The organism is Salinilacihabitans rarus (assembly GCF_024296665.1).
Lineage (GTDB): Archaea > Halobacteriota > Halobacteria > Halobacteriales > Natrialbaceae > Salinilacihabitans > Salinilacihabitans rarus.
In genome coordinates, this window is the sequence record NZ_CP100762.1 from 1,094,732 (window position 1) to 1,118,200 (window position 23,469).

At 71.1% G+C, this 23,469-nt stretch carries 23 protein-coding genes and 1 tRNA gene; 11 read left to right on the top strand and 13 right to left on the bottom strand.

Annotated features, from left to right (window positions below; all coding sequences use genetic code 11):
* Positions 1-37 precede the first annotated feature (37 nt).
* Both panB and NKG98_RS05780 read left to right on the top strand, forming a co-directional pair.
* Positions 38-850, top strand: coding sequence for a 3-methyl-2-oxobutanoate hydroxymethyltransferase (gene panB / locus NKG98_RS05775; protein WP_254768712.1), 813 nt, complete (start codon positions 38-40; stop codon positions 848-850).
* Between the two features lie 131 nt (positions 851-981).
* Positions 982-3,165, top strand: coding sequence for a hypothetical protein (locus tag NKG98_RS05780; protein ID WP_254768713.1), 2,184 nt, complete (start codon positions 982-984; stop codon positions 3,163-3,165).
* On the opposite strand, the gene NKG98_RS05785 is transcribed toward NKG98_RS05780, so the two are convergent.
* The gene (locus tag NKG98_RS05785; RefSeq protein WP_254768714.1) at positions 3,125-3,898 is read right to left on the bottom strand and encodes an alpha/beta fold hydrolase; all 774 of its coding nucleotides are present in this window, start codon (positions 3,896-3,898) and stop codon (positions 3,125-3,127) included. The genes NKG98_RS05780 and NKG98_RS05785 overlap by 41 nt on opposite strands.
* Positions 3,899-4,081: 183 nt before the next feature.
* Here NKG98_RS05785 and NKG98_RS05790 point away from each other — a divergent pair, with 183 nt between their 5' ends.
* The 3 genes from NKG98_RS05790 to NKG98_RS05800 all read left to right on the top strand — a co-directional run bounded on the left by NKG98_RS05790 (position 4,082) and on the right by NKG98_RS05800 (position 7,639).
* Positions 4,082-4,330 (top strand): DUF7127 family protein, encoded by a 249-nt coding sequence (locus NKG98_RS05790; protein WP_254768715.1) that lies wholly within the window; start codon positions 4,082-4,084, stop codon positions 4,328-4,330.
* A complete protein-coding gene (locus NKG98_RS05795; RefSeq protein ID WP_254768716.1) occupies positions 4,327-6,588 on the top strand; it encodes a CDC48 family AAA ATPase in 2,262 nt (753 codons plus the stop codon). Before NKG98_RS05790 ends, NKG98_RS05795 begins: the two co-directional genes overlap by 4 nt.
* Positions 6,589-6,949: 361 nt before the next feature.
* Positions 6,950-7,639: a LiaF transmembrane domain-containing protein gene (locus NKG98_RS05800; protein WP_254768717.1), complete on the top strand. Its 690-nt coding sequence runs from the start codon at positions 6,950-6,952 to the stop codon at positions 7,637-7,639.
* Positions 7,640-7,739: 100 nt separating this feature from the next.
* Here the strand turns inward: NKG98_RS05800 and bcp are convergent, their stop codons facing one another.
* The 6 genes from bcp to NKG98_RS05830 all read right to left on the bottom strand — a co-directional run bounded on the left by bcp (position 7,740) and on the right by NKG98_RS05830 (position 13,266).
* Complete coding sequence (gene bcp, locus NKG98_RS05805; protein WP_254768718.1) at positions 7,740-8,234, bottom strand: thioredoxin-dependent thiol peroxidase; 495 nt, start codon at positions 8,232-8,234, stop codon at positions 7,740-7,742.
* Positions 8,235-8,286: 52 nt separating this feature from the next.
* A complete protein-coding gene (locus NKG98_RS05810) occupies positions 8,287-9,171 on the bottom strand; it encodes a hypothetical protein (RefSeq protein ID WP_254768719.1) in 885 nt (294 codons plus the stop codon).
* Positions 9,168-10,343 (bottom strand): DNA primase small subunit PriS, encoded by a 1,176-nt coding sequence (gene priS, locus NKG98_RS05815; protein ID WP_254768720.1) that lies wholly within the window; start codon positions 10,341-10,343, stop codon positions 9,168-9,170. The genes NKG98_RS05810 and priS overlap by 4 nt, the downstream gene beginning before the upstream one ends.
* A 129-nt stretch (positions 10,344-10,472) precedes the next feature.
* The gene (locus NKG98_RS05820; RefSeq protein WP_254768721.1) at positions 10,473-11,129 is read right to left on the bottom strand and encodes an FmdE family protein; all 657 of its coding nucleotides are present in this window, start codon (positions 11,127-11,129) and stop codon (positions 10,473-10,475) included.
* Between the two features lie 7 nt (positions 11,130-11,136).
* Positions 11,137-13,044 (bottom strand): heavy metal translocating P-type ATPase, encoded by a 1,908-nt coding sequence (locus NKG98_RS05825; protein ID WP_254768722.1) that lies wholly within the window; start codon positions 13,042-13,044, stop codon positions 11,137-11,139.
* 6 nt (positions 13,045-13,050) lie between these two features.
* The gene (locus NKG98_RS05830) at positions 13,051-13,266 is read right to left on the bottom strand and encodes a heavy-metal-associated domain-containing protein (protein WP_254768723.1); all 216 of its coding nucleotides are present in this window, start codon (positions 13,264-13,266) and stop codon (positions 13,051-13,053) included.
* Between the two features lie 164 nt (positions 13,267-13,430).
* On the opposite strand from NKG98_RS05830, the gene NKG98_RS05835 reads away from it, so the two are divergent.
* The gene (locus NKG98_RS05835) at positions 13,431-13,982 is read left to right on the top strand and encodes an ArsR/SmtB family transcription factor (RefSeq protein WP_254768724.1); all 552 of its coding nucleotides are present in this window, start codon (positions 13,431-13,433) and stop codon (positions 13,980-13,982) included.
* On the opposite strand, the gene NKG98_RS05840 is transcribed toward NKG98_RS05835, so the two are convergent.
* Complete coding sequence (locus tag NKG98_RS05840) at positions 13,979-14,455, bottom strand: GNAT family N-acetyltransferase (protein WP_254768725.1); 477 nt, start codon at positions 14,453-14,455, stop codon at positions 13,979-13,981. The two genes, NKG98_RS05835 and NKG98_RS05840, sit on opposite strands and share 4 nt — an antisense overlap.
* Before the next feature lie 132 nt (positions 14,456-14,587).
* Between NKG98_RS05840 and NKG98_RS05845 the strand changes: the two genes are divergently transcribed.
* Genes NKG98_RS05845 through NKG98_RS05855 form a run of 3 tightly spaced genes read left to right on the top strand, consistent with a single transcriptional unit; the run spans position 14,588 to position 17,654 of the window.
* Positions 14,588-15,007: an archease gene (locus tag NKG98_RS05845; RefSeq protein ID WP_254768726.1), complete on the top strand. Its 420-nt coding sequence runs from the start codon at positions 14,588-14,590 to the stop codon at positions 15,005-15,007.
* 60 nt (positions 15,008-15,067) lie between these two features.
* Positions 15,068-16,144 (top strand): DoxX family protein, encoded by a 1,077-nt coding sequence (locus NKG98_RS05850; RefSeq protein WP_254768727.1) that lies wholly within the window; start codon positions 15,068-15,070, stop codon positions 16,142-16,144.
* A 49-nt stretch (positions 16,145-16,193) separates the two neighbouring features.
* On the top strand, positions 16,194-17,654 hold the full coding sequence (locus NKG98_RS05855; protein WP_254768728.1) for an RtcB family protein: 1,461 nt from the start codon (positions 16,194-16,196) through the stop codon (positions 17,652-17,654).
* A 1-nt stretch (position 17,655) separates the two neighbouring features.
* On the opposite strand, the gene NKG98_RS05860 is transcribed toward NKG98_RS05855, so the two are convergent.
* Positions 17,656-17,868 (bottom strand): hypothetical protein, encoded by a 213-nt coding sequence (locus NKG98_RS05860; RefSeq protein WP_254768729.1) that lies wholly within the window; start codon positions 17,866-17,868, stop codon positions 17,656-17,658.
* 53 nt (positions 17,869-17,921) lie between these two features.
* Entirely contained in the window at positions 17,922-18,602 is a 681-nt protein-coding gene (locus NKG98_RS05865; protein ID WP_254768730.1) for a helix-turn-helix domain-containing protein, read from the bottom strand.
* Positions 18,603-18,773: 171 nt separating this feature from the next.
* Here NKG98_RS05865 and moaA point away from each other — a divergent pair, with 171 nt between their 5' ends.
* Entirely contained in the window at positions 18,774-19,751 is a 978-nt protein-coding gene (gene moaA, locus NKG98_RS05870) for a GTP 3',8-cyclase MoaA (RefSeq protein WP_254768731.1), read from the top strand.
* A 10-nt stretch (positions 19,752-19,761) separates the two neighbouring features.
* Here moaA and NKG98_RS05875 read toward each other — a convergent pair whose 3' ends face one another.
* Genes NKG98_RS05875 through NKG98_RS05885 form a run of 3 tightly spaced genes read right to left on the bottom strand, consistent with a single transcriptional unit; the run spans position 19,762 to position 23,194 of the window.
* Positions 19,762-20,286 (bottom strand): DUF7519 family protein, encoded by a 525-nt coding sequence (locus tag NKG98_RS05875; RefSeq protein ID WP_254768732.1) that lies wholly within the window; start codon positions 20,284-20,286, stop codon positions 19,762-19,764.
* Positions 20,283-22,256, bottom strand: coding sequence for a DUF58 domain-containing protein (locus NKG98_RS05880; RefSeq protein WP_254768733.1), 1,974 nt, complete (start codon positions 22,254-22,256; stop codon positions 20,283-20,285). Before NKG98_RS05880 ends, NKG98_RS05875 begins: the two co-directional genes overlap by 4 nt.
* On the bottom strand, positions 22,253-23,194 hold the full coding sequence (locus NKG98_RS05885; protein ID WP_254768734.1) for a DUF4129 domain-containing protein: 942 nt from the start codon (positions 23,192-23,194) through the stop codon (positions 22,253-22,255). Before NKG98_RS05885 ends, NKG98_RS05880 begins: the two co-directional genes overlap by 4 nt.
* Positions 23,195-23,362: 168 nt before the next feature.
* Between NKG98_RS05885 and NKG98_RS05890 the strand changes: the two genes are divergently transcribed.
* Positions 23,363-23,446, top strand: a tRNA-Ser gene (locus NKG98_RS05890).
* Positions 23,447-23,469 lie beyond the last annotated feature (23 nt).

Below are 23,469 nucleotides of genomic sequence, written 5' to 3' on the forward strand. Positions count from 1 at the left end.
ACGACGACGTTTACTTGTCAGGAACGGAAGTGAGGGTATGCCCACCGTCCGGGACCTGCGAGCGAAGGCGGGCGAGGAACCGATCACGATGTTGACGGCCTACGACGCGCCGACGGCGGCGATCGTCGACGAGGTCGGCGTGGACGTCGTGCTGGTCGGCGACAGCGTCGGTAACACGACCCTCGGCTACGAGACGACGCTGCCGGTCACCGTCGAGGACACCGCCAGACACGTCGGCGCCGTCGCGCGTGCGACCGAGGAGGCGCTGGTCGTCGCCGACATGCCGTTCCTCTCGTTCGGCGTCGACGAGCGCGAGAGTCTGGAGAACGCCGGCCGGATGCTCAAAGAGGAGGGCGCGGACGCGGTCAAACTCGAGAGCGGCCCGCACACGGTCGAGTTGACCGAGAAGATGGTCAACCTCGGGATTCCGGTGATGGCCCACCTCGGGCTCACCCCCCAGCACGTCAACCAGTACGGCGGCTACCCCCGGCAGGGGACCGACCCGGAGGCCGCCGAGCGGATCGTCGACCTCGCCGAAGCCCACGAGGAGGCGGGCGCGTTCTCGCTCGTCCTCGAACACGTGCCCTCGAACCTCGCGCGCGAGGTGACCGAGACCATCGACGTCCCGACGATCGGGATCGGCGCGGGCCCCGACTGCGACGGCCAGGTGCTCGTCTTCCACGACGCCGTCGGCCTGAGCGAGTGGAGCCCCTCGTTCTCGAAGCAGTTCGGCGACGTCCGCGGCGAGATGCTCTCCGCGGTCGAGTCCTACGTCGAGGCCGTCGAGGAGGGCTCGTTCCCCGCGGCGGAGCACAGCCACGAGGAGGCGGACCTCGACGAACTCTACTGAGGCGACCGGGCGGCCGGGCGTGTCCGCCCCGGTCCCGACCGGAACGCGGCGAGACGTGAAGGCGCGTCGCTTGCAGGCCGCAGGTTCCCGTCGGCGGTCGTCGATGGATTCGAGCGAGGTCCCCCATCGACATGGAGGTGACACGCCGGAGCGCCGTGGCGGTAGCCGCCTGCTGGCTCGTCCTCGCGTCCGGAGCCGTCGCCGTCGACGTCCCCGTCCTCGGGCCGCTCGTCGCCGGGAGCTACCTGCTCGTCGTCCCCGGCTTCGTCGCCACGGCGGCCCTCGGGCCGGCGGGCGAACGGATCGACGCGACGGCGCTCGGTGCGCTGTCGGTCGTCCTCTCGCTGGCGTGGCTGGCGGCGGCGACGGTCGCGCTGACGCTACTCGACGTCCCGCTCGTCGCGCTGCCGGCGCTCTCGGCGCTCTGGATCGCGCTCGCGTACCCGCGGCTGCGGCCGCTCCGGGTCGCGGTCGGCCTCCCCCGGCGCGAGGCCGCCGCGGTCGCGGCCGTCGTCGGCGGGGTGCTCGCGTACGTCGGCACCCCGCACCTCCTGAGCGCGCGCGTGACGCTCTCTTCTCACGGCGCGCTCCACAGCGCGCTCGTCTACAGCGTCCTCCGGGGCAACGTCCCGCCGACGCACCCCGGGCTGGCGTACGAACCGTACGCCGCCTACTACTGGCCCTACCACGCCCTGCTCGCGGGGCTCGTCGAGACGGCGGGCGTCGCGCCGGTCGTCGCCAGCCTCGGGGTCGACCTGCTGGCGGCCGCCGGGGTCGTCCTCCTGCTCGTCCGGTTCTGCCGGGACCGGGCCGGGCTCACGCGGACGGAGGGGGTACTCGCGGCGCTCGTCCCGGTCTGGGGGCTGGCGACCGTCGAACCGCCGCTCCGGTACCTGCTCGGGTACGAGCCGACCGGCCTCCTCGCGTGGAGCGACCGGATCGATCCCTTCCTCGGGAAGTTCGTCCACGTCAGCGGCTTCCCGCTGGGCCTGTTCCTCTTCGCGGCGATGCTCCTCTTTCTCTTCCGGGGAACGTACGGCGACGGGCCGTCGCGTCGCCCGTGGGTCGGGTTCGTCGTCGCGGGCGTGCTCCTCTTTCACGTCCACGCGACGACGGCGCTGTTCGCGTTCCCCGCGTTAGGCGCCGTCACGGTCGCGTCGACGGCGGCGGACCTCCGGTCCGCGTGGGACGCCGGCGCCCCGTCCGCCGTCGACGTCCGGTCGATCCCGTGGCCCGGCACGCGCTCGCTCGCGGCGCTCGACGTCCGCTGGCGGCCGCTCGTCGCCTGGGCGCTCGTCGCCCTCGGGTGTCTCCCCTTCTTCGCGCTCCTGCGGTCGGCCGGGGCCGCGGAGGGGTCGGTTCGCCTCCTCGTCGACTCGCGGGCGACCGTCGCGCTCCCCGCGCTCGGGTCCGTCGCGCTCGACGGGCCGCACGTCCGGTACCTCTCGAACGCACGGAACGTCGTCCTGCCGTTCGCCGTCGTCGGCCCGTTCGCGGCGCTTGGCTACCTGCGGCTGCGAGCGCGGCGAGCGGACGAGGCGCGGGCGCTCGCGCTGGTCGCCGCCGCGCTCGCCGTCCTCGCGACGGTCCTCACGCTGGCCGACGGCAACCAGTACAAGGGCGCCTACCTCCTCGTCCTCCCCGCGGCGCCGCTGGCCGCCGTCGGCCTCCGCCGGGTCTACGCCCGTGCGGGGTCGCTCCGGCCGGTCCTCGTCGTCGTCTTCGTCCTCGTCCTGCTGTTTACCCCGCTGGCCGTCCTCCACGTCGAGTACGTCCGGTCGCCGTGGGCGGCCGACGGGAACTACGCGTTCGCGGGGACCGACGTGCGCCTCTCGGAGGGGGCGCCGGTCGACGGGGCGGCCTTCGAGTGGATCGAGGGCGAGACCCCCGAGGACAGCGCGCTGCTCGTCTCGGAGGGGGTGTACGACGAACTCGAGTACCAGCCCGGCGGCGCGCGCACGGTGTTGATCGTCCCGGCGCTCGCCGAGCGCGACCTCTACTACGCGAGGAACGAACTCCCGGACCACCTGCACCCGGCGCCGGAGTCCCCCCGGGCGGTCGAGGTCGAGCGGGCGCTCTCGTGCGACGGCGTCGACGACGCCGCGTTCGCCGAGCGCGAGGGGCCGCTGTACGCCGTCGTCGACGAAGACGACGGCGAGGGCTGTGACCTCCGCCGCGCGTTCGCCGAGTCGCCGCGGTGGGCGCCGGTCGAGGACGGCTCGGAGGTGGGCGTCTTCGAGTACGAGCCGCCGGACGGGGCGCGGACGCCGGCGGCTAGTCCAGCGAGTCCAGAAACGACGTCAGGGCGTCGTTGAACGCCGCCGGACGTTCGAGCATCGCGAGGTGGGCGGCGTCCTCGATCTCGACGAGGTCGGCGTCGGGCAGTTCCTCGGCGAGGTACTCGTGGAACCACGGCGGGGTAAGCTGGTCGTACTCGCCGTAGACGACGAGCGCGGGGACGTCGATCTCGCCGAGGCGGTCGCGGACGTCGAAGCGGTGGCTGGTCAGGAAGTCCCGGTGGGTCACCGCGGAGCCGCAGTCGAGCATCAACTGCCGCGAGGCCTCGCGTATCTGCGGGTCCGGGTCGTGGAAGAGCCGGTCGTCGCCGTGGAGGAAGTCGACGGCCCGCTCGAAGTCGTGTTCGAGCCACTCGAGGAGGTCCTGAAGGACCCCCAGCCGCGCGCCCGTCCCCGTGAGGACGATCCCCGACGGCGCCACGTCGCGTTCGAGCAGCGCGTGCATGACGACCGCACCGCCCAGCGAGTTGCCGACGAGGACGTCGGCGTCGGTCGCCCCGGCGACGGCGAGGACGTCGTCGGCGTACGCCGAGAGCGCCGTGTAGCCGGGGCTGGCGTCGACGTCCTCGGAGTCGCCGTGGCCGCTGAGGTCGACCGTGACGACGGGGAACTCGTCGGCGATCCGGTGCTGGGACTTCCAGACGTTGCGGGTCCCGCCGCTGCCGTGGACACAGAGGGCGGTCGGACCCGTCCCCCCGCGGTCGGCGCGCTCGTAGGCGGTCTCCCGACCGAGATGAACGACCGTTTCCATACCGGAGAAACGAGAGATGGCGGTATAAAGGCTGAGCAACGACCGGCGGGCGAGGTCGGGCGGCCCCCTCGCGGATCGTAGCGTGAACTGCGAACAATTGCTAATTCCTGCACCCCGACGCCGTCCTGCGGTCAATGCACGAAAGATATATATATCTGAGTTGCTTACCTTGGGTTAGTCACCATGAACATCGAACAATTCGCCCGCGGCGACGACCGGGTCGTCCGTCAGTACGACTACGACGACGAGTCCGTCCTCGCCGTCGACTTCGGCCCCGTCGGACCGGAGACGTCGGTCGACGTCGTCGACGGAACCGTCATCGTCGTCGTCAGAGACGACCAGTACGAGTTCGACCTGCCCGAGCGCGCGACCGACGCGCAAGCGTTTATCAGAAACGGGGTTCTCACTGTCGAACTGGAGGTAGACGCATGAAACTCACCGTCAAACCCCTCAAACAGAAGGACGCGGGGCGCGGGCTCGCGGCGATCGACCGCGCGTCGATGCGCGAACTCGACCTCGAGAACGGCGACTACATCGTCATCAAGGGGAGCGGCGACGGCCAGGCAGTCGCGCGCGTCTGGCCGGGGTACCCCGAGGACGAGGGCAAGGGGATCGTCCGGATCGACGGCCGCCTGCGCCAGGAGGCCGGCGTCGGGATCGACGACCGCGTCAGCGTCGAGAAAGCGGACGTCAAGCCCGCGACGTCGGTCACGGTGGCGCTCCCGCAGAACCTCCGCATCCGCGGCGACATCGGCCCGCTCGTACGCGACAAACTGAGCGGTCACGCCGTCACCGAGGGCCAGACGGTACCGTTCTCGCTGTCGTTCGGGCCGATGGCGAGTTCCGGCCAGTCGGTGCCGCTGAAGATCGCGAGCACCACACCCGCCGGGACGGTCATCATCACCGACTCGACCGACATCCACATCTCGGAGACGCCCGCCGAGCAGATCAGCGCCGGGGCCGCAAGCGCCCCCGAGGGCGTCCCGGACGTCACCTACGAGGACATCGGCGGCTTAGACGACGAACTCGATCAGGTCCGCGAGATGATCGAGTTGCCGATGCGCCACCCCGAACTGTTCCAGCAACTCGGCATCGAGCCGCCGAAGGGCGTCCTCCTGCACGGCCCGCCGGGGACCGGCAAGACGCTGATGGCGAAAGCCGTCGCCAACGAGATCGACGCCCACTTCGAGACGATCTCCGGCCCGGAGATCATGTCGAAGTACTACGGCGAGAGCGAGGAGCAACTCCGCGAGGTCTTCGAGGAGGCCGAGGAGAACGCCCCCGCGATCGTCTTCATCGACGAACTCGACTCCATCGCGCCCAAGCGCGAGGAGGCCGGCGGCGACGTCGAACGGCGCGTCGTCGCGCAACTGCTCAGCCTGATGGACGGCCTCGAAGAGCGCGGCCGGGTCACCGTCGTCGCGGCGACGAACCGCGTCGACGCGATCGACCCCGCCCTCCGTCGGCCGGGCCGGTTCGACCGCGAGATCGAGATCGGCGTCCCCGACAAGGAGGGTCGCCGGGAGATCCTGCAGGTCCACACCCGCGGGATGCCCCTCTCGGACAGCGTCGACTTAGAGCAGTACGCCGAGAACACCCACGGCTTCGTCGGCGCCGACCTCGAGAGCCTGACGAAGGAGGCCGCGATGAACGCCCTGCGGCGCATCCGGCCCGACCTCGACCTCGAAGCCGAGGAGATCGACGCCGAGGTGCTCGAGACCCTTCAGGTGACCGAGCGCGACTTCAAGGAGGCGCTCAAGGGCATCACGCCCTCGGCGCTCCGCGAGGTCTTCGTCGAGGTGCCCGACGTCACGTGGAACGACGTCGGCGGCCTCGAGGACACCAAAGAGCGCCTGCGCGAGACGATCCAGTGGCCACTCGACTACCCCGAGGTGTTCGAGGCCATGGACATGGAGGCCGCCAAGGGCGTCCTGATGTTCGGCCCGCCGGGCACCGGGAAGACCCTGCTCGCGAAGGCGGTCGCCAACGAGGCCCAGTCGAACTTCATCTCGATCAAGGGCCCCGAACTGCTGAACAAGTTCGTCGGCGAGTCCGAGAAGGGCGTCCGCGAGGTGTTCGAGAAGGCGCGCTCGAACGCCCCGACGGTGATCTTCTTCGACGAGATCGACTCGATCGCCGGCGAGCGCGGTCGCACCGTCAGCGACTCCGGCGTCGGCGAGCGCGTCGTCTCGCAACTGCTGACCGAACTCGACGGCCTCGAGGAACTGGAGGACGTGGTCGTGGTCGCCACGACCAACCGCCCGGACCTCATCGACCGCGCCCTGCTCCGGCCGGGCCGGCTGGACCGCCACGTCCACGTGCCGGTCCCCGACGAGGAGGCCCGCCGGAAGATCTTCGAGGTCCACACCCGCGACAAGCCACTCGCCGACGCGGTCGACCTCGACGAACTCGCCGCCGAGACGGAAGGCTACGTCGGCGCCGACATCGAGGCCGTCTGCCGCGAGGCGTCGATGGCCGCGACCCGCGAGTTCATCGGCTCGGTCGACCCCGGGGAGATGAACGAGGCGGTCACCAACGTCCGCATCTCGACGGAACACTTCGAGCAGGCCCTCGACGAGGTCGGCCCGAGCGTGACCCCCGAAACCCGCGAGCGCTACGAGGAGATCGAAGAGGAGTTCGAGACGGCCGAACCCGAGCCCGAAGAACAGATCGGCCGCACGTTCCAGTAGGCCCCCTCGGTCGCCGTCGCGGCCGGCCTCGGCGGCTTCGGCGTCGGCCGCGCCGGGCGCTGGCTGGTCGGTCGGGCGCGGCGCGGGACCGTCGACCGACCCCGCCTGCGGCAACCGGCAGGTCGCGTCACGGGGTTCTCCGCTTCGAACGCTCGACGCCGTCGCCGAATGAACGTACCAGACCTGCCGAGTGACTCGGCACGCGATGAACCCGGACGTCGTCCGTCTCCTCGCTTCCGCGACAGGCGCGTAGAGCGCTCGTGCTGTAACGGTGTACCTGTCACGCGCAAGATAGGACGCTGATTCTCCAGTAATGGGAACAGTCTGACCAGTATACGTCCGTACCCGTCGATATACTCACATGGCTACGACGACGTCACGCCGCCTCCCGACCGGCCAGTTCGTCCTCGGTGCGATCGTGGTACTCGTGGGCGTACTGCTCTTGCTGAACTCGACCGGCGTATTCCCGACGCGGGATCTGTTGCTGTACGCCCCGCTGCTGTTCGTCGCCGTCGGCGTCTGGGCGCTCGTCCAGAGTCGCTTTCGGAACGTCGTCGGGCCGGCCGTACTGATCGGCATCGCCGGAGCGGCGCAACTGATCGCCCTCGGCTACGCCACGGTCGCGCAGGTCGTCGTCTACTGGCCGGTACTCGTCATCGCGTTCGGACTCTCGATCGTGCTGGGCCAGTATCGATCGCGGGTACGCCACACCGACGACGCCTTCACGTCCGCGTTCGCCGCGTTCGGCGGCGTCGAAAAGCGAAACAGTTCGGCGGCCTTTACCGGGGCGGAGTTGACCGCCGCGTTCGGGGGCACCGAACTCGACCTCCGCGGCGCCACAATCGCGGACCCCCCGGCCCGGATCAACGCGGTCGCCATGTTCGGTGGCGTCGAGATCATCGTTCCCCGCGAGTGGAACGTCCGGCTGGACGTCTTGCCCGTGCTGGCCGGCGCCGCCGACGACCGCCCCCGCCGCGACGGCGAACACGAGGACGTCGACCTCGTCGTGACCGGCTTCGCCGCCTTCGGGGAAGTCTCCGTGACCGACTGAGTGACACCCGACCGGTCGTCACGCCGGCAGCGACACCGACCGAACTCCCGTCGCAGATCGGACCCTCCGGTCGCGGACCTGCCCCCGATACGGAACCCGGTCACTGACTACTGCTCACGGTACGGGAGTCCGCCGATCCGGCCGTCAGGTCCGCGAGCACTTCCTCGGCGTGGCCCTCGGGCGTGACGTCCTCGTAGGCGGCCTCGATCCGGCCGTCGGGGCCGATCACGTACGTGTTGCGGAAGACGCCGTCGAACGTGTTGTCGAACAGCCGCTTCTCGCCGTAGGACTCGTACAGCGTCGCCACCTCGCCGTACTCGTCGGACAGCAGGTGGAAGTCGAGGTCGTACTCGTCGGCGAACGCCGCGAGGTCCTCGACCGGATCGTCGCTGATGCCGACGACGACGGCGTCGCGCTCGTCGAACGCCGGCCGCGCGTCGCGGAACTCGCAGGCCTCGGTCGTACACCCGGTCGTGTTCGCCCGCGGGTAGAAGTAGACGACCACGCGCTGCCCCTCGAACGACGAGAGGCGAACCGTCTCGCCGCGCTGGTTCGGCAGTTCGAACTCCGGTGCCTCCTCGCCAACGTCGAGCATGCGCCACCCTTCGAGCGATCGAACGTATGCCTGTCGATCGCACCCGCCCGGCTCACTCCAGCGGTTCGGCCGCCTCGCGCTCGAGAAGCGGCTCCGCGTTCGGTTCGGGCAGGGTGACGACGTCGTCGGCCGCCAGCGTGTACTCGCGGTCGTCGACGCCGAGGATCGAGCCCACGTCGCGGGTGATCCGGACGGTGACGCGCTCGACGTCGGATTCGGCGGCGTCGCCGTCCTCGTGCTCTCCCTCGCCGTCCACGTCGTCGCGTCCGCCGTCCGCCGCCCCCTCGCCCGGCGCCGGTTCGGCCGACGCTCCCGGATCGCCGCCGGGCGGGCCGTCCCCGCCCATGACGTCCGCGGCGGAGACGCCGCTCGGGGGCGCGTCGGGTTCGGACCGCCCGCCGGGGCGGTCCGCGTCCGCCGGGGGCTCCTCGGGCGGGACCGGCGGCGCGTCCCGGTCGGGCGACGGCGCGTCGGGCGCTCCCGCGTCGGCGGCGCCGGCGCCGGGGTCGTCGCCTGCCCCGGCGTCCGTCGACGCGTCGACGTCGGCCACCTCCCCGTCGAGGACGTCGAGGACGCGGCCCTTGTTCGACCGGATGCGGTCGACGAGGTCCTCGAAGAGGTCGGCCTCCTCGGCGGTCAACCCCTCGTCGTCGGCCGGCATCCCGGCGGCGGCGAGGCTGGCCTGCTTGACGAGTTTGCCCATCCGGCGCTCGTAGATGGCCTCGACGACGTCCTTGGCGGTCTCTATCTCGTCGGTGAGTCGACCGACTTCGGGCGCGGAGAAGGGGTCGTCGGCGGCCTCGGCGACGCGGTCGCGTTCGGCTTCGAGTTCGGCGACGTACTCGCCGACCTCCCGGTAGAACGAGGGGCGCAGGTGCTGCAGACTGTCCTTCTGGCGCTCCTTGCTCTGGACCGTCCGCAACTCGTCTAGGTTCATTCTTTCTCCTTTTCCGCCCGGCCGCGCGCCATGAGAAAGGTCGCGACGTACTCGGGAAGCGACTGGTCACCGTCGGAAACCGTAAAAGTGTCGCCCCCGAGTTCGACCTCGCCGCCGCGGGTGACCGAGACGGCGATTTCGTGTCCTCTGAAGGTGTCGGGGACGGCGTCGACCAGCGGGTCGAACTCGTCGATCGCGTCGCGCTCGATCCGACGCGTTTCGAGGGCGCTGCCGCCGTGGAGACTGCCCGGCAGCCGGATCAGCCGGTTCGTGTCCGTCGTCACCGGTTCGTCGATCGGCGCGTTCTCGCGCTCGACCGTCCGCGCGGCGAAGCGCTCGGCGAGCTGGGCGACTGCCGTGTGGACGGTGACGTTGCCCGACTCCAGCCCCTCGCGGTTGTTCCGCGCGGCGTTGAGCGTCGCCGTCGCCTTCCCCTCGCCGATGCCGTCGAACGCCTGGAGGCGGTCGAGGGCCGCCTCCTCGGGCAGTTCGAGCAGTTCGTCGACGAACGCCATGAACCGCTCGTGGGTGCGGGCGCCCCAGCCGCCGTCGATCCGCAGGCGCTTTCGCTCCGTCGGGGTCTTCCGGCCGAGGCCGGCGACCGTCTTGCGCTCGATCAGTTCGTCGAAGTCCAGCCCGATGCCGCGGACGTAGTCGACGATCTCGCGGCGCTGCTCGCGCTCCAGTTCGAGGACGGACTCGTCGCGGACGTGGACGTGGTAGCCCCGGCCGCCGGAGAAGACGACTTCGAGGTCCTCGAAGCCGAAGTCGTCCTCGAGGAACTCCAGCAGGCGCAGGAGGGCGTCCTTGCACTTGGCGAGCATCTCGGCGTAGGAGTCTTCCCCCAGCGTGACGCTCGGCAGGTGGTCGGCGTCGAGGTCGAAGACGAGATCGGAGCAGCGCCAGTCCTTCTCGCCCATCGAGTTCGCGCCGGGGTCGCGGTAGCGACCGGCGGAGAAGTAGACGTGTCGCGGGCGCTCCCTGACGAGGAACTCGCCGAGGTCGCCGATTTCGAGCAGCGAACGGTGGCGCACCATCGTCTGCCCCGGCCCGTCGGTCCACGGGATGTATCCCCACTCGCGCTCGTTGGCCGCGGGCGGCGGCGTGATCTCGGTGCGGCGGTAGTGGTCGCGGAACCGCCCCCGGAGGTAGGCCCTCGTTCGCTCTTCCATACGACTCGCGTAGTCGTCGGTACGAGCGTATAGTCTTGTTGGAGTGACTGTGAGTGGTGTCCGACTGTCAAGGTGTGCGGTGGGTCATCGTCGCCCACCGATCGCGCGAACAGAACACATCGCGCCGACTCAGTCGTCGCTCGCGTCCTCGCGCTCGACGGCGACGTAGCCGTCGCCACGGAGGATCCGCTCGACGCGGCCGTGCCACGCCCGGGCGAAGGCGGCGCGCTCCTCGTCGGTCGCCTCGCCGGCGACCAGTTTCGGCAGGTGCTCGACGCCCGGCCCCGCGGACGGAATCGCCGCGGTGTCGTAGGTGACGCGGACGGTCTCGCCCGTGTCCGTCCGCGTGAACCGGTACGCGAGGGCGTCGTCGCCGAACGCGCCGAAGGTCAGCAGGTTCCGGCGGCCGCCGTGGCCGCCGGCCAGTCCGCCGAAGCCGTCCTCGCCGGCCGCTCCGGTCACGTAGGAGATCAGACGGCTCGTCACCCCGTAGGAGGGGTCGTCGCGGGGGCCGCCCGCCTCGACGGCGACCTCGCCGCGGACGGGGAGTTCGTCGCCCGGGTAGAGCGCTTCGAGCCCCCGCTGGACGATGCGGTAGGCGCCGGCGGCCGTCGGACAGGAGTGGCCGGCCGCCTTCACCACGTCCGCGTAGGTGAACACGAGCGGTTCCTCCGGGTCGACGACCGCCAGCGCCTCGGCGGCGGGGTCGCGCAGGCGGATCGGGTCGGCGTTCTCGTACTCGACGTTCCAGTTCGTTCGGTCGGTGTCGTGTGTCGGTTTGCTCATCGTTGTCTCAGTACCGCAGCAGTCGCATTCCGTTCAGGATGACCAGCAGCACGCTCCCGATGTGGACGAGCATCCCGCTTGCCATGTGGACGCGGCCGGCGAAGACGCCGGCCAGCAGCAAGACCACCGTTCCGACCGCGATGGCGACGTTCTCCGTAACGTTCCAGCGGGTCGCCTTGCTGAGTTTGACGGCGTAGGGGATCCGTTCCAGGTCGTCGGCCATCAGCGCCATGTCCGCCGTCTCGATGGCGGTGTCGGTCCCGGCGGCGCCCATCGCGACGCCGACGTCGGCGGTCGCAAGCGAGGGCGCGTCGTTGATGCCGTCGCCGACCATCGCCACGACGTGGCCCTCGTCCTGGAACGACCGGATGGCGTCCTGTTTCTCCTCGGGGAGCAGTGCCGCCCGGTAGTCGTCGATGCCGACCGCGTCGGCGACGGCGCGGGCGGTCCGTTCGTTGTCGCCGGTGAGCATCACCGTCCGGACGCCCGCGTCTCTCAGTTCCCGTACGACGTCGGCCGCCGCGGGACGCAGTTCGTCCCGGAGCGAGACGACGCCGACGATTTCACCGTCGAGGACGACGTGGACGGCCGTCTCGCCGGCCTCCTCGCGCTCGCGGACGTACTCGGCGACCCGCGTCGGGACGTCCAGGCCCTCCTCGTCGAGGAGCGCGCGGTTGCCGACGACGATCCGGCGGCCGTCGTAGTTCGCGACGACGCCCTTGCCGGCGACGACCGAGAAGTCGTCCGGGTCGGGAAGCGTCGGACTGTCGGCTTCGAGGACGGCGCCGCCGTCGGTCGCGGCGGGACCGCCGTCGACGCTCCCGTCCCCGCGGGCGGCTTCGAGGATGGCGTCCGCGAGGTGGTGTTCGCTCTTCCTCTCGGCGATGGCGGCGTACCGGAGTACCTCGTCGTCGTCGCGGCCGAACCCCTCGACGTCCGCGACGGCCGTCTCGCCTTTCGTCAGCGTCCCGGTCTTGTCGAACGCGACGAGGTCGATCTTGCCGGCGGTCTCGAGGTGCTCGCCGCCTTTCATCAGGACGCCCGAGCGCGCCGCATTGCCGATGGCGCTGACGATGCTCACCGGCGGCCCGATCACCAGCGCGCCGGGACAGCCGATGACCAGCAGCGTCAGCGCCATGACCGCGTTCCCGGTGATGGCGTACGCGCCGGCCGCGAGCACGACGATCGCGGGCGTGTAGTACTTCGCGAAGCGCTCGATGATCGTCTCCGTCGGCGCCTTCGCCTCCTGCGCTTCTTCGACCCGGCGGATGATCCGCTCCAGCGTGGTGTCGGAGCCGGTGCCGGTCGCGACGACCTCGAGGGCACCCTCTTGGTTGACGGTGCCGGCGTAGACCTCGTCGCCGGCGGCCTTGTGGACGGGCGCGCTCTCGCCCGTGACGGGCGACTGGTCGATCGCGCTCTCGCCGTCGACGACCTCGCCGTCGACGGGGACCTTCGCGCCCGGCTTGACGATGACGGTCTCGCCCGCCTCGACCTCGCGGGCCGGAACCTCGACGTCCTCGCCGTCGCGGCGAACGATCGCCGTGTCGGGAGTCATCTCGAGGAGTTCCTGGAGCGCGTTGCGGGTCTTGCCCATCGTCCGCGCCTCGAGGTAGTTCCCGAGCGCGAACAGGAAGACCACGGCGCCGGCCTCCCAGAACTCCCCGATGTAGATCGCGCCGAGCGCGGCCAGCGTCACGAGGGTGTTGATGCCGACCGTGCCGCTCCGGAGCGTGTGGTAGGCCTTCTTCGCGACGTCGTAGCCGCCGACGACGGCCGCGAGGACCATCAGCGCCGCGCTCGCCGTTTCGAGGTCGTAGAAGTAGCCGAACCCCCAGCCGACAGCGAAGAGCGCGCCGCTGGCGACGACGACCGCCGGCTTCCGATGTCTCCGCAGGTACCGTGTGACGTTCACGGCTCGTCACCTGGGCTGGGGCGTGTACCCCTGCTTCTCGATTGTGCGTTCGAACGTCTCGGGATCGGCGGCCGCATCGTCGTACTCGATCTCGACGCGGCCGGTCGTGTAGTGGACCTCGGCGCGCTCGACGCCGTCGGCCCGCTTCAGGGCTCGTTCGACGTTGCTCGCGCACGTCGGGCAGTCGAAGTCGGTCACGCGGAACTGTGTGATTTCGGTCATTGTCGTCCCTCGATTCGAGGTAGACACCCCGACACCATAAATATCACTCAAATGATGTGTTGGGGCGCGTGGAGGGACGGTCCGACCGGTACGACGGGTCGTCTAGGGCTTTCGGCGCCGTCCTGAACGACTTATGCCGCTCGGTCGCCAACCCCCGACGTCAGATGGCCGAATTCACGTCGGACGTCACGGTGACGGACATCGCGGTGCGGGACACGAACGTCTCCAGCGCCGTCGACGAACCCGTCCGGGCGACCATCCTCGACATGCTCGCCGAACGGGAACTGACCGTCGCGGACCTCCACGAGGAACTCGCGACGGTCGGCTACGACCGGACGGAGAACACGGTCCGCCACCACGTCAACGAACTGCGCGACGCCGGCCTCGTCGAGGTCGCCCGCCTCGAGGAGCGCCGCGGCGGCACGACAAAGTACTACCGCGCGAACACCATCGTCCTCTCGTACGCGCTGCCGCCCGGCGCCGACGAGACGGTCGCCGACCTCGCCGGCGAACTCGCCCCCGAGGTCGGACGGCTCGTCGACGACCTCCGCGAGCGCCACGGGGAGACGATCGACCGGATCGCCGAGGAGATGGCCCCCTGCGAACACTGCCGGACCCAGAAGTACGAGACGTACCTCCTGCTGACCGTCCTGCGGCGGGCGTTCGTCGAGGGGTACGTCCGGGACGGCGGTCGGGGCGAGACAGACGGGGACTAACGGCGCATCAGGTCCGAGATGCGGTCGGCGATGCCGGCGTCCGACCCCAGTTTCAGGTAGTAGGCGTCGCCGCCGTCCTCGTAGTAGTTCTCGATGCGGCGTTTGATCTCGAAGCCGAGGTGCTCGTAGAACTGGAGGGCGTTCTCGTTGCTCGTCCGGGCGTGGCAGGTGACGCTGCGGTGGTCCTCGGCGACGCGGGCGACCAGCCGCTTGCCGATGCCCTCGTCGCGGTAGTCGGGGTCGACCGCCAGAAAGAGGATGTAGCCGTCGCGGCGGACGGCCGCGAAGCCGACGAGGTCGTCGTCCCGGAGGTAACAGTGGACCGTCGAGCGTCGGTAGGCGTCGGTGAAGAAGTCGCGTCGCTGCTTGAGCACGTCCTCCTCCCGTCGGATGCGCTCTTTCAGCCGCCACGCCCGTTCGACGTAGTCGTCGCTTCCGGGCGCGACGACGCGACTGTCGACGTTGACGCTCACTACCACACCGTAACAGCGACGCCAATATAATTCCACCGGCAGGCGGGGCTCCGAAACGTCGGACGCCGTTCACGGCCGGGATTCGAGTCGGAAGCGACGGACATACGACCCCGCCGGTCGAACCGACGACCGATGGCGTTCGAACTGCGCGAGCACACCGCCGACGTGGCCGTCGCCGCGACCGGGGACACCCTCGGGGAGGTCGTCGCCGCCGTCGCCGACGGCCTCGCCGCCGCCTCCTGCGACGAGATTCCCGCCGACGCCGGCGAGCGGTTCGCCCTCTCGGTCGCCGCCGAGCGCCGCGAGGCCCTGCTGTTCGATTACCTCGACGAACTGATCTACCTCCGGGACGTCCGCGCCGAACTCCCCGTCGACAACCGCGTCGAGGTCGTCGAGCGTGACGGCGACGAGCGCTGGCGCCTCGAAGCCAGCGCCCGCGGGGTCCCCCTCGCCGCGGTCGACGCCCGCGAGGTCAAGGCCGTCACCTACTCCGAGATGCGACTCGAAGAGCGCGAAGCGGGGTGGGAGGCCTACGTCGTCTTCGACGTCTGAGCCGCCGTGGTTGCGGTCGCGGGCGAGAGCGTTTTCCGTCGTCCCCGGCTATCGACGTTCGTGTCACGAGCGTCGCGGGCGGCGTCGGCCGCGGTCGTCGCAGCGTCGCTCCTCCTCGCCGTCGGTCCCGTCGCCGCCCACGAGGAGTACGTCGTCGACGGGGAGCGCGACGCCGGCGTCGAATACCTGCTCGACGCGCTGACCGAACCGGCCGTCGTCGGCCCGCTGGCGGTCGGCGCGGTCGTCGCGGGCGGCGCCGTCGTCGCCTACCTCGCGCTCCGACCGTTCCCGCGGGACGTCGCGGCCTTCAGGTCGGCGATGGCCGAGTACCGGGAGTACGTCCCGTGGCTCCTGCGGATCTCCTTCGGCATCCCGCTGATCGGCGCGGGATTCGGCGGCTACTTCGTCAGCCCCGCGGTCGAGGCCGATCCGCGCCTGTTGCAGATCGGGCTGGGCTTCCTGCTGCTGTTCGGCCTCGCGACGCGGCTCGTCGCGGTCGCCACGCTCGCGGCCTACCTCGTCGGGCTGGCCGTCGAACCCGCCCTCGCGTTGCAACTGGAGTTCGTCGGCGGGACGGCCGCGATTGCCCTCCTCGGCGGCGGGCGACCCAGCGCCGACCACGTCCTCGGGCGGATGGCCGGCGCCCCCGGGACGGTCTACGGCCGCGTCGACCCGGTCTACGACCGTATGCGGGCGTTCCGGGGGCGCGTTCGGTCGTACGAGCGGTTCGCGCCGACGGTCGCGCGCGTCGGCCTCGGCGCGACGTTCGTCTACCTCGGGGTCGGCCAGAAGTTGCTGCGTCCGGGACTCGCGCTCGCGGTCGTCGAGAACTACGACCTGACGGCGGTCGTCCCCGTCGCGCCCGAACTCTGGGTGCTCGGTGCCGGGCTCACCGAGGCGGGCCTCGGCCTCGCGCTCGTCGTCGGGGCGTTCACCCGCGCGAGCGCCGCGACGGCCATCGCGACCTTCTCGCTGACGCTGTTCGCGCTCCCCGACGACCCCGTGCTCGCGCACGTCTCGCTGTTCGGGATGGCGTCGATGCTGCTGATCACCGGGGCCGGCCCCTACTCGATCGACGCGCGGCTGGCGTCCGCCGAGGAGGAGGCCCGGACCGACGCTCCCCGGGCGACCGCCTGACCCCCGTCGGAGAGACGAACTTTTCAACGCCGGCGTCGCAGTGTCGCGTATGACCAGCTTCGACGCCGACGGCATCACCCTCGAACGGGTGCGCGAGTACGTCTGGGAGATTCCCCGGGAGGGCGAGATGCGCACGCCGGCGCGCGTGTTCGCGAGCGAGGCGCTGCTGGAGGAGATCAGCGAGGACAGGACCCTCCAGCAGTTGAAAAACACCACGCACCTCCCCGGCGTGACCAAACACGCCATCTGCATGCCCGACGGCCACCAGGGGTACGGCTTCCCCGTCGGCGGCGTCGGCGCGATGGACGCCGAGGACGGCTGTATTTCGCCCGGAGCGGTCGGCTACGACATCAATTGCGGCGTCAGGATGATGCGGACGAACCTCACCTACGACGACCTCCGCGGGCACGAGGCGGAACTCGTCGACTCCCTCTTTGCGAACGTCCCGTCGGGGCTCGGCGGCGGCGGGGTCGTCGAGGCTGGCGTCGACACCGTCGAGGAGATCCTCGAACGCGGCGTCGAGTGGGCGCTGGAGAACGGCCACGCCGTCGAGGACGACCTGCTTCACTGCGAGGACGAGGGCGTCCGCGAGGGCGCCGACGCCTCGAAGGTGAGCCAGAAGGCCAAAGACCGCGGGAAAAACCAGATCGGCTCGCTGGGCTCGGGCAACCACTTCCTCGAGGTCCAGCGCGTCACCGACGTCTTCGACGGGGAGGTCGGCGCGGCCTTCGGCCTCGAAGAGGACCAGATCGTGGTGCTGATCCACTGTGGCTCCCGCGGGCTGGGCCACCAGACCTGCAACGACTACCTGCGCCAGATCGAACAGCAACACAGCGGACTGCTCGACCGGCTGCCGGACAGGGAACTCGCGGCGGCGCCCGCGGGCTCGCAGCTCGCGGAGGACTACTACGGCGCGATGAACGCCGCGATCAACTTCGCGTGGGTCAACCGCCAGCTGATCATGCACCGCACGCGGAAGGTGTTCGAGCGCGTCTTCGACCGGCCGTGGGAGGAGATGGAGATGGAACTGCTGTACGACGTCGCCCACAACATCGCGAAGAAGGAGACCCACGAGGTCGACGGCCAGCAAGGCGAGTACTTCGTCCACCGCAAGGGCGCGACGCGGGCGTTCCCGGCGGGCCACCCCGAGGTGCCGGCGGCGTACCGCGACGTCGGCCAGCCGGTGATCATCCCCGGCAGCATGGGCGCCGGCAGCTACGTCCTGCGCGGCGGCGAGCGCTCGATGGAGCTGTCGTTCGGCTCGACGGCCCACGGGGCGGGCCGGCTGATGAGCCGCACGCGCGCGAAAAACGAGTACTGGGGCGGCGACGTCAAACAGGAGCTGCAGGATCAGCAGGGTATCTACGTGAAAGCCCAGTCTGGCGCGACGGTCGCCGAGGAGGCCCCCGGCGTCTACAAGGACGTCGACGAGGTCGTCCGCGTCTCCGACGCGCTCGGCATCGGCGACAGGGTCGCGCGGACGTTCCCGGTCTGTAACATCAAGGGCTGACTCACTTCACCCGGTAGGGGCTGTCGTCGTCTTCGTCGCCGTCCTCGCCGTCGTCGTACGGCTTCCGCGCGGTGAGCGTCACCGTCGCCTCGGGGTCGTCCTCGTCGGCCCACGGGCTGTCGTACGCCGAGAGTTCGACGTCGGTCACCTCCCAGCCTTCCGCCTCGACGAGTTCGACGAGCCGGCGCTGGTCGGCGAGCATGTCCTCGTCCATACCCGCCGTTCGGCGCTGACGGTGGTATGCGTTGCGCCGGCGAGCAGCCGCGGTCACGCCGACCGGCCCTCGTCGTCGTCCGCGAGGCCGATCTCGACGGCCTCCTCGACCAGCGTCCGGTGGGCCCGTCGCAACCGCTCGGAGAGCGCCTGGTGGGAGATGCCGAGTTCCGCCGCGAGTTCCTCCATGTCGACCTCGCGGGGGATCCGGTAGTAGCCCCGCTCCAGGGCCGCCACGAGGGTCTCGTGCTGGGCGTCGGTCAGGCCGTACCGGCCGCCGCGTTCCTCCCGGAGTTCGTGGATCTTCTCGACGTCGACGGTCAGGCCCTTCTCGTCGGCGAACTCGTAGGTCCGCGAGAGCGTCTCGCGCTCGGGAAAGAGGATGCGCAGGCGCCAGCGGGTCCGCTCGCCGACCGCGTCGAGGATCGTCGCGTTCTCCTCGGTCAGCAGGTGGACGATCATCGTCACGTCGTCGACCCAGTCCATCCGGTAGAGCCGCTCGCTTTCGAGATCGGTCAGCAGTTCGGCGTTGTCGACGCTCCGGTCGTCCGCGAGCGCCTCGCCGACCCCCTCCAGTGACTCCTCCGGCCCCGTGAACCAGACGTAGGGCATCACGCGGTCGCGCTCGTAGGCGACGACGCGCTCGACCTCCACTTCGAGGTCCGGGACGGCGTCGAGAGTGCCCGCGAGCGCGAACTCGTCGGCGGGGATCGTGAGTTCGGCGATGGTGCTCATGACCCGTACCACCACCCCCACGCCCAAGAGTAATATCCCGTCTCGACGGACGAGTTCCGCCCGCGACGGAACCGCAGCCGGTCCGTCCGCCGCCGCGGGCGTAACCGCGAACGGTTACGATCCGGCGAGATCGCCGGCGCGCTTAAGCGACCGTACCGCCAACTCCGTGGTATGCTTGCCGACGAGTTCGGGCGCGAGGTGACGGGGGTCCGCGTCTCGCTCACCGATCGGTGTAATTTCGACTGTATCTACTGTCACAACGAGGGGCTGGGGGACACGCGGGGCCCGATGGCTCCGAGCGACGACGAGATGGGAACCGACGACGTCGTCCGGTTTCTCGAGGTCGCCGCCGAGTTCGACGTCGACGCCGTCAAGTTCACCGGCGGCGAGCCGATGCTCCGCGAGGACCTGGAGGAAATCGTCGCACGCGCCCCGGACTCGATGGAAGTCTCGGTGACCACGAACGGGACGTTCCTCCCCGACCGCGCCGAGGCGCTCGTCGACGCCGGCCTCGAACGCGTGAACGTCTCACAGGACGCCCTCGATCCGGAGGCGTTCGCCGCGGTCACGAAAAGCGGCGCCTACGACCGCGTCATCGAGGGCGTGGAGGCGGCTCTCGACGCCGGCCTCGATCCCGTGAAGCTCAACATGGTCGTCTTCGAGCACACCGCGGGCTACGTCCCCGAGATGGTCGACCACGTCGCCGAGAACGAGGGGCTCCAGCTCCAGCTGATCGAGTACATGCCCGAACTCACCGGCAAGCCGGAGTGGAACGTCGAGATCGAGCGCGTCCACGACTGGCTGGCCGAGCGCGCCGACAGGATCGAACACCGCGAGATGCACGACCGCCGGCGCTACCACGTCGGCGAAGGGATGGTCGAAATCGTCGACCCCGTCGAGAACCCCACCTTCTGTGCGAACTGCCACCGCGTGCGCGTCACCCACCAGGGCTACCTCAAGGGCTGTCTCAACCGCAACGACGACCTCCGGTCGATGGGCGAGATGACCAGACCCGAGATCCGCGAGGCGTTCCGCGAGGTCGTCGCGAACCGCGTCCCCTACTACGGCGAGTACCTCGTGCGCGACGGCGACGGCGACGGCGAGTGGGAGCTCAACGAGAAGTACGTCGAGGAGTACGCCGGCGTCTAGACCCCGCCCGTCACCGCCGTCGCCGGTTCCGCGACCGCCCGCTCCCGAGACCGACCGTGAGGAGGATCGCCGCGATCAGCAACAGCACCGCCGCGGAGACTGGCCGGCCGCCCGCCCCGACGAGGTAGACCGCGTAGCCGGCCGCCGCGGCCGTCAGCCCGACGAGCAGGCTCGAAACGGCGTGGACGGCCTCCAGTCGGGCGGTCCGCGCGCCGCGGCCGAGCTGGTCGCCGAGGTCGATCGCGCCCTGGGCGAGGTCCCAGGCGACGACGGTCGCGACCGTCCCGATCAGGGTCAGTTCGACCGAGCCGATCCCGAGGCCACCCGCGACGACGCCGAGGAACAGGACCAGACAGCCGACGTCGACGCCGGGGCGGGCGCCTCTGGCCAGCCCGGCCGCGACGCCGGCGGCGCCGATCGCGCCGAGGGCGAGTCCGGCCGTCGAGCCGAGGCCCGCGGCCGCGACGGCGACGAGCGCGGCGACACCCGCGACCCCGGCGGCGACCGTCGTCGGGCGGCGGACGATCTCGCTCACCGCCGACCACCCGTGGTGGTCACGTTCGCCGCGTTCGTCCGGGCGAACGCCTCGTCGACCGTCTCGTCGGCCCGCCAGTCGACGACCGGGATGCCGGCGCGCTGGAGGTCGAACCGGCGGATGCGGCGGGCGACGCGCGCGAGTTGCTGGCTCGTCGTCCGTTCTGCCGTCGGGTCCGGGCTCACGACGGTGACGGGGTGGCCCCGGGAGTCGAGCCGACGTGCGATCTCGACCGAGCCGCGGTCGCAAAGCGGCGTGAGCAACACGACCTGCGTCTCCGCGGAGAGCCGGCGCCTGACGGTCCGCAGTTGCGTGAGCCACAGGGCGCCGTCGGTCGGCGGGATGGTGGAGAACTGCGGGTGGGTCGCGAGCAGTTCCCGGAACCGGACGCGGTGGTCGTGCCCCGAGGAGGGGGCGAGCCAGCACGGGTACCAGCCGTCGCCGCTCCGGCGGTCGGTCGGGCCGAGCCCTGCCAGCCCGACGGTGTCGCCGCGTTCGAGCAGCGTCGCCGCGATCCGGCCGGCGGCGTCGACCGAGCGGTCGACCGCGTGGGCGGCGTCGGGTTCGGGCGCGAGGTACGCGTCGCGTCTGGCGTCGACGAGCACGAGCACCCGCGCCGCCCGCTCCTCGTGGAACTGGAGGGTGGCGAGTTCGCCGGTCCGGGCGTGGCGGTTCCAGTCGATCCGGCTGAGCGGGTCGTTCCGGCGGTACTCGCGGACGGAGTGAAACTCCGTGCCGCCGCCGCCCTCGGCCGTCGTCAGCCGGCCGGAGAACGTCGCGGCCGTCGTCCGCAGCGGCACCGCCGCCGACAGCGGCCGGAGGACCGGTTCGGCGACGAGTTCGGTCGACTCCCCGACGAGGAACTCCCGCTCGGTCGACCGCGAGAGCCCCCGCACCAGCGCCAGCGCGGGGTCGAACTCGTGGCTGCCGCGGCGGGCCGTCACGACGTACTCCAGTGTAGCCGACTCGCCGGGCCTGAGCGCGGTGCCGAGCCGGGCCGAGCCCTCGACGACCGAGAGACCGGCGGGCACGCCGTCGACGAACCGCAGGTCCGGCAGGAACGAGTCGCCCTCGTTTGTCACCGTCACGGTCACGTCGACCTCCTCGCCGGGTTCGGGCGCGTCGTCGCTCACCGTCCGCTCGACGGCGAGCCGCGGCGTCGGCGCCGACCCCGCCCGCGCGAAGCCGGCGTAGCCGACGCCGACGACGCCGGCGAGGACGACGGCCGCGGACTCGGCGGCGGCGCCGACGCCGACCGCCAGCAGCGCGACGACGCCGATGCCGGTCCAGTGAGCCGTCGAGCGCTCGCGGCGCAGGTCGACGCCGTCGAGGCGGACGCTCGCCGTCCGCGGCGCGACGTCGTCGCCGTCCTCGGGGTCGTATCGCGGGAGCCGCTCCGGACTGCGCCGCTCGCCGAACCCGCCGTAGCCGATGGCGGCGACGGCGGCGGCGGTGCGCCGGACGCCCAGCCGGAACGCGGTGCTGCGGTCGAGCGCGGCGGCGATCCGGTAGCGGAGGGGGCGGGGCGAGGCCTCCACGTCGGGGGAGAGGAACGCCGCGGCCCGCTCGTCGCTCGTCCACGTTCCCTCCTCGACCCGCCGGTGGGCCTCCTCGTCGGAGAGCCCCTCGAACCGCGTGAGGACGGCGACGGCGGCCGCCCGCAGCCCGTCGGTGATCCGCCGACTCGTGGCCGAAAAGCCCGCGCTGCCGGGGTCGAACTGCTCGACGGCGGCCGAGAGGCTGGTGCCCGGCGTCGGCGCGCGGCCCCGGCGCTCGGGGTCCGGCGTCTCGGCGCGCTCGCGGACGCCGCGCCGGCCGAGCGCCGCGCTCGACCCGGCGACGATCGCGGTCAGGCCGACGAGGATCAGGGTCGAGTCGGCGAAGTTCAGCGACGCGTACCCCGCGAGGTGGACGATCCCGAGCACGAACGCGGCGACGCCGAGCGCCAGCGGGACGGGGCGGCGGGTCACCGGCGCTCACCCCCGCCGCCGGTCGCGTCCTCGCCGGCGTCGGCGTACTCGGCCTCGATCCGTTCGAGCACCGACACGGCCCGGGCCTCCATCTCGGCGGTCGTCTCCTCGTGGCCGTAGCGTACGTCCTCGAACAGGCGAGTAAGTTCTTCTACGTGCCCGCGCGCGAGGCCCGCGTCGACGGCCGCCGCCGCGAACTCGCCGGGCGTGCTCGTCTCGGGTCGGTCGACGTCGAGGAGGTCGGTCATCTCCCGCCACGCGCGGTAGACCTCGTTGTCGACGTCGGCGGCGCCGTCGATCCGGTCGGCCGCCCGGCCCGCCGCGGCGCCGACGGCGGCGACACCGGGGTCGGATTCGGACTCCGCGTCGCGGGCCGCGGAGACGAGGCCGTCGTCGTCGGCGTCGCGGCCGCTCAACAGGAGCGCGCCGACGAAGACCGCGGCGACCGCGGCGACGACCGTCAGCAGCGGGCCGAACGGCACGCGCTCGGCCTCGGCGTCGCCGGAGCCGGGGAGTCCGGGGTCGTCGGCCTCGTCGTCGAGGCCGGGTTCGATCGGCTCCGAGGTGTCGTCGAGGCCGGCGGCGGGAAAGAGGGTGATGGCGTAGACGACCGCCAGAACGACGAGCGCGAGCAGGCAGCCGAGCGCGATGGCCCTGACGGCCTCGCGGCGGTGGACGATCAGGTACCAGGCGAGCGCGATCGCTCCGAGGATGGCGACGGCGTAGACGAGGTACTCCAGGAACGCGGGGAACTCGATCGGCACCGGCTCCTCCGGCGGCGGCGGTCGGGCGGGCACGCCGCCGGCCCCTTCGCCGCCGCCGCTGCCGCCGGAGCCGCCGGGGCTGACCGGGGAGTCGATCGTGGCCGCGGCCAGCGCGAGCGCGACGATCCCGAGCAGCGCCGCGGCGAGCCGCGTGAGGAGGTCGTTGCGGGACACCTGTCGGTTCCCGTTATCCCGCCGACACCAATAAGGTACCGTCATCGACGCCGACGGACCGACCGATGGCGACTTTCGTTGCGCTTAAGTACCCCACGCGGGTACGTTTGGGTGCGATCGATGTAGGGGATCCGTCCCCGAGTCCGCGAGGGCGACGATAGACGCGGTGTCGTGGTAGCCAAGCAGGCCCAAGGCGCATGGTTGCTAACCATGTGGCGTCAAGCCTCCGGGGTTCGAATCCCCGCCACGACGTCGACTACACTGCTGGCGTTTTC

What these genes read in the sequence shown, in the direction of transcription:
- panB (WP_254768712.1), top strand. Translation starts at nt 38, where the DNA reads ATGCCCACCGTCCGGGACCTGCGAGCGAAGGCGGGCGAGGAACCGATC.
- NKG98_RS05780 (WP_254768713.1), top strand. Translation starts at nt 982, where the DNA reads ATGGAGGTGACACGCCGGAGCGCCGTGGCGGTAGCCGCCTGCTGGCTC.
- NKG98_RS05785 (WP_254768714.1), bottom strand. Translation starts at nt 3,898, where the DNA reads ATGGAAACGGTCGTTCATCTCGGTCGGGAGACCGCCTACGAGCGCGCC.
- NKG98_RS05790 (WP_254768715.1), top strand. Translation starts at nt 4,082, where the DNA reads ATGAACATCGAACAATTCGCCCGCGGCGACGACCGGGTCGTCCGTCAG.
- NKG98_RS05795 (WP_254768716.1), top strand. Translation starts at nt 4,327, where the DNA reads ATGAAACTCACCGTCAAACCCCTCAAACAGAAGGACGCGGGGCGCGGG.
- NKG98_RS05800 (WP_254768717.1), top strand. Translation starts at nt 6,950, where the DNA reads ATGGCTACGACGACGTCACGCCGCCTCCCGACCGGCCAGTTCGTCCTC.
- bcp (WP_254768718.1), bottom strand. Translation starts at nt 8,234, where the DNA reads ATGCTCGACGTTGGCGAGGAGGCACCGGAGTTCGAACTGCCGAACCAG.
- NKG98_RS05810 (WP_254768719.1), bottom strand. Translation starts at nt 9,171, where the DNA reads ATGAACCTAGACGAGTTGCGGACGGTCCAGAGCAAGGAGCGCCAGAAG.
- priS (WP_254768720.1), bottom strand. Translation starts at nt 10,343, where the DNA reads ATGGAAGAGCGAACGAGGGCCTACCTCCGGGGGCGGTTCCGCGACCAC.
- NKG98_RS05820 (WP_254768721.1), bottom strand. Translation starts at nt 11,129, where the DNA reads ATGAGCAAACCGACACACGACACCGACCGAACGAACTGGAACGTCGAG.
- NKG98_RS05830 (WP_254768723.1), bottom strand. Translation starts at nt 13,266, where the DNA reads ATGACCGAAATCACACAGTTCCGCGTGACCGACTTCGACTGCCCGACG.
- NKG98_RS05835 (WP_254768724.1), top strand. Translation starts at nt 13,431, where the DNA reads ATGGCCGAATTCACGTCGGACGTCACGGTGACGGACATCGCGGTGCGG.
- NKG98_RS05845 (WP_254768726.1), top strand. Translation starts at nt 14,588, where the DNA reads ATGGCGTTCGAACTGCGCGAGCACACCGCCGACGTGGCCGTCGCCGCG.
- NKG98_RS05855 (WP_254768728.1), top strand. Translation starts at nt 16,194, where the DNA reads ATGACCAGCTTCGACGCCGACGGCATCACCCTCGAACGGGTGCGCGAG.
- NKG98_RS05860 (WP_254768729.1), bottom strand. Translation starts at nt 17,868, where the DNA reads ATGGACGAGGACATGCTCGCCGACCAGCGCCGGCTCGTCGAACTCGTC.
- NKG98_RS05865 (WP_254768730.1), bottom strand. Translation starts at nt 18,602, where the DNA reads ATGAGCACCATCGCCGAACTCACGATCCCCGCCGACGAGTTCGCGCTC.
- moaA (WP_254768731.1), top strand. Translation starts at nt 18,774, where the DNA reads ATGCTTGCCGACGAGTTCGGGCGCGAGGTGACGGGGGTCCGCGTCTCG.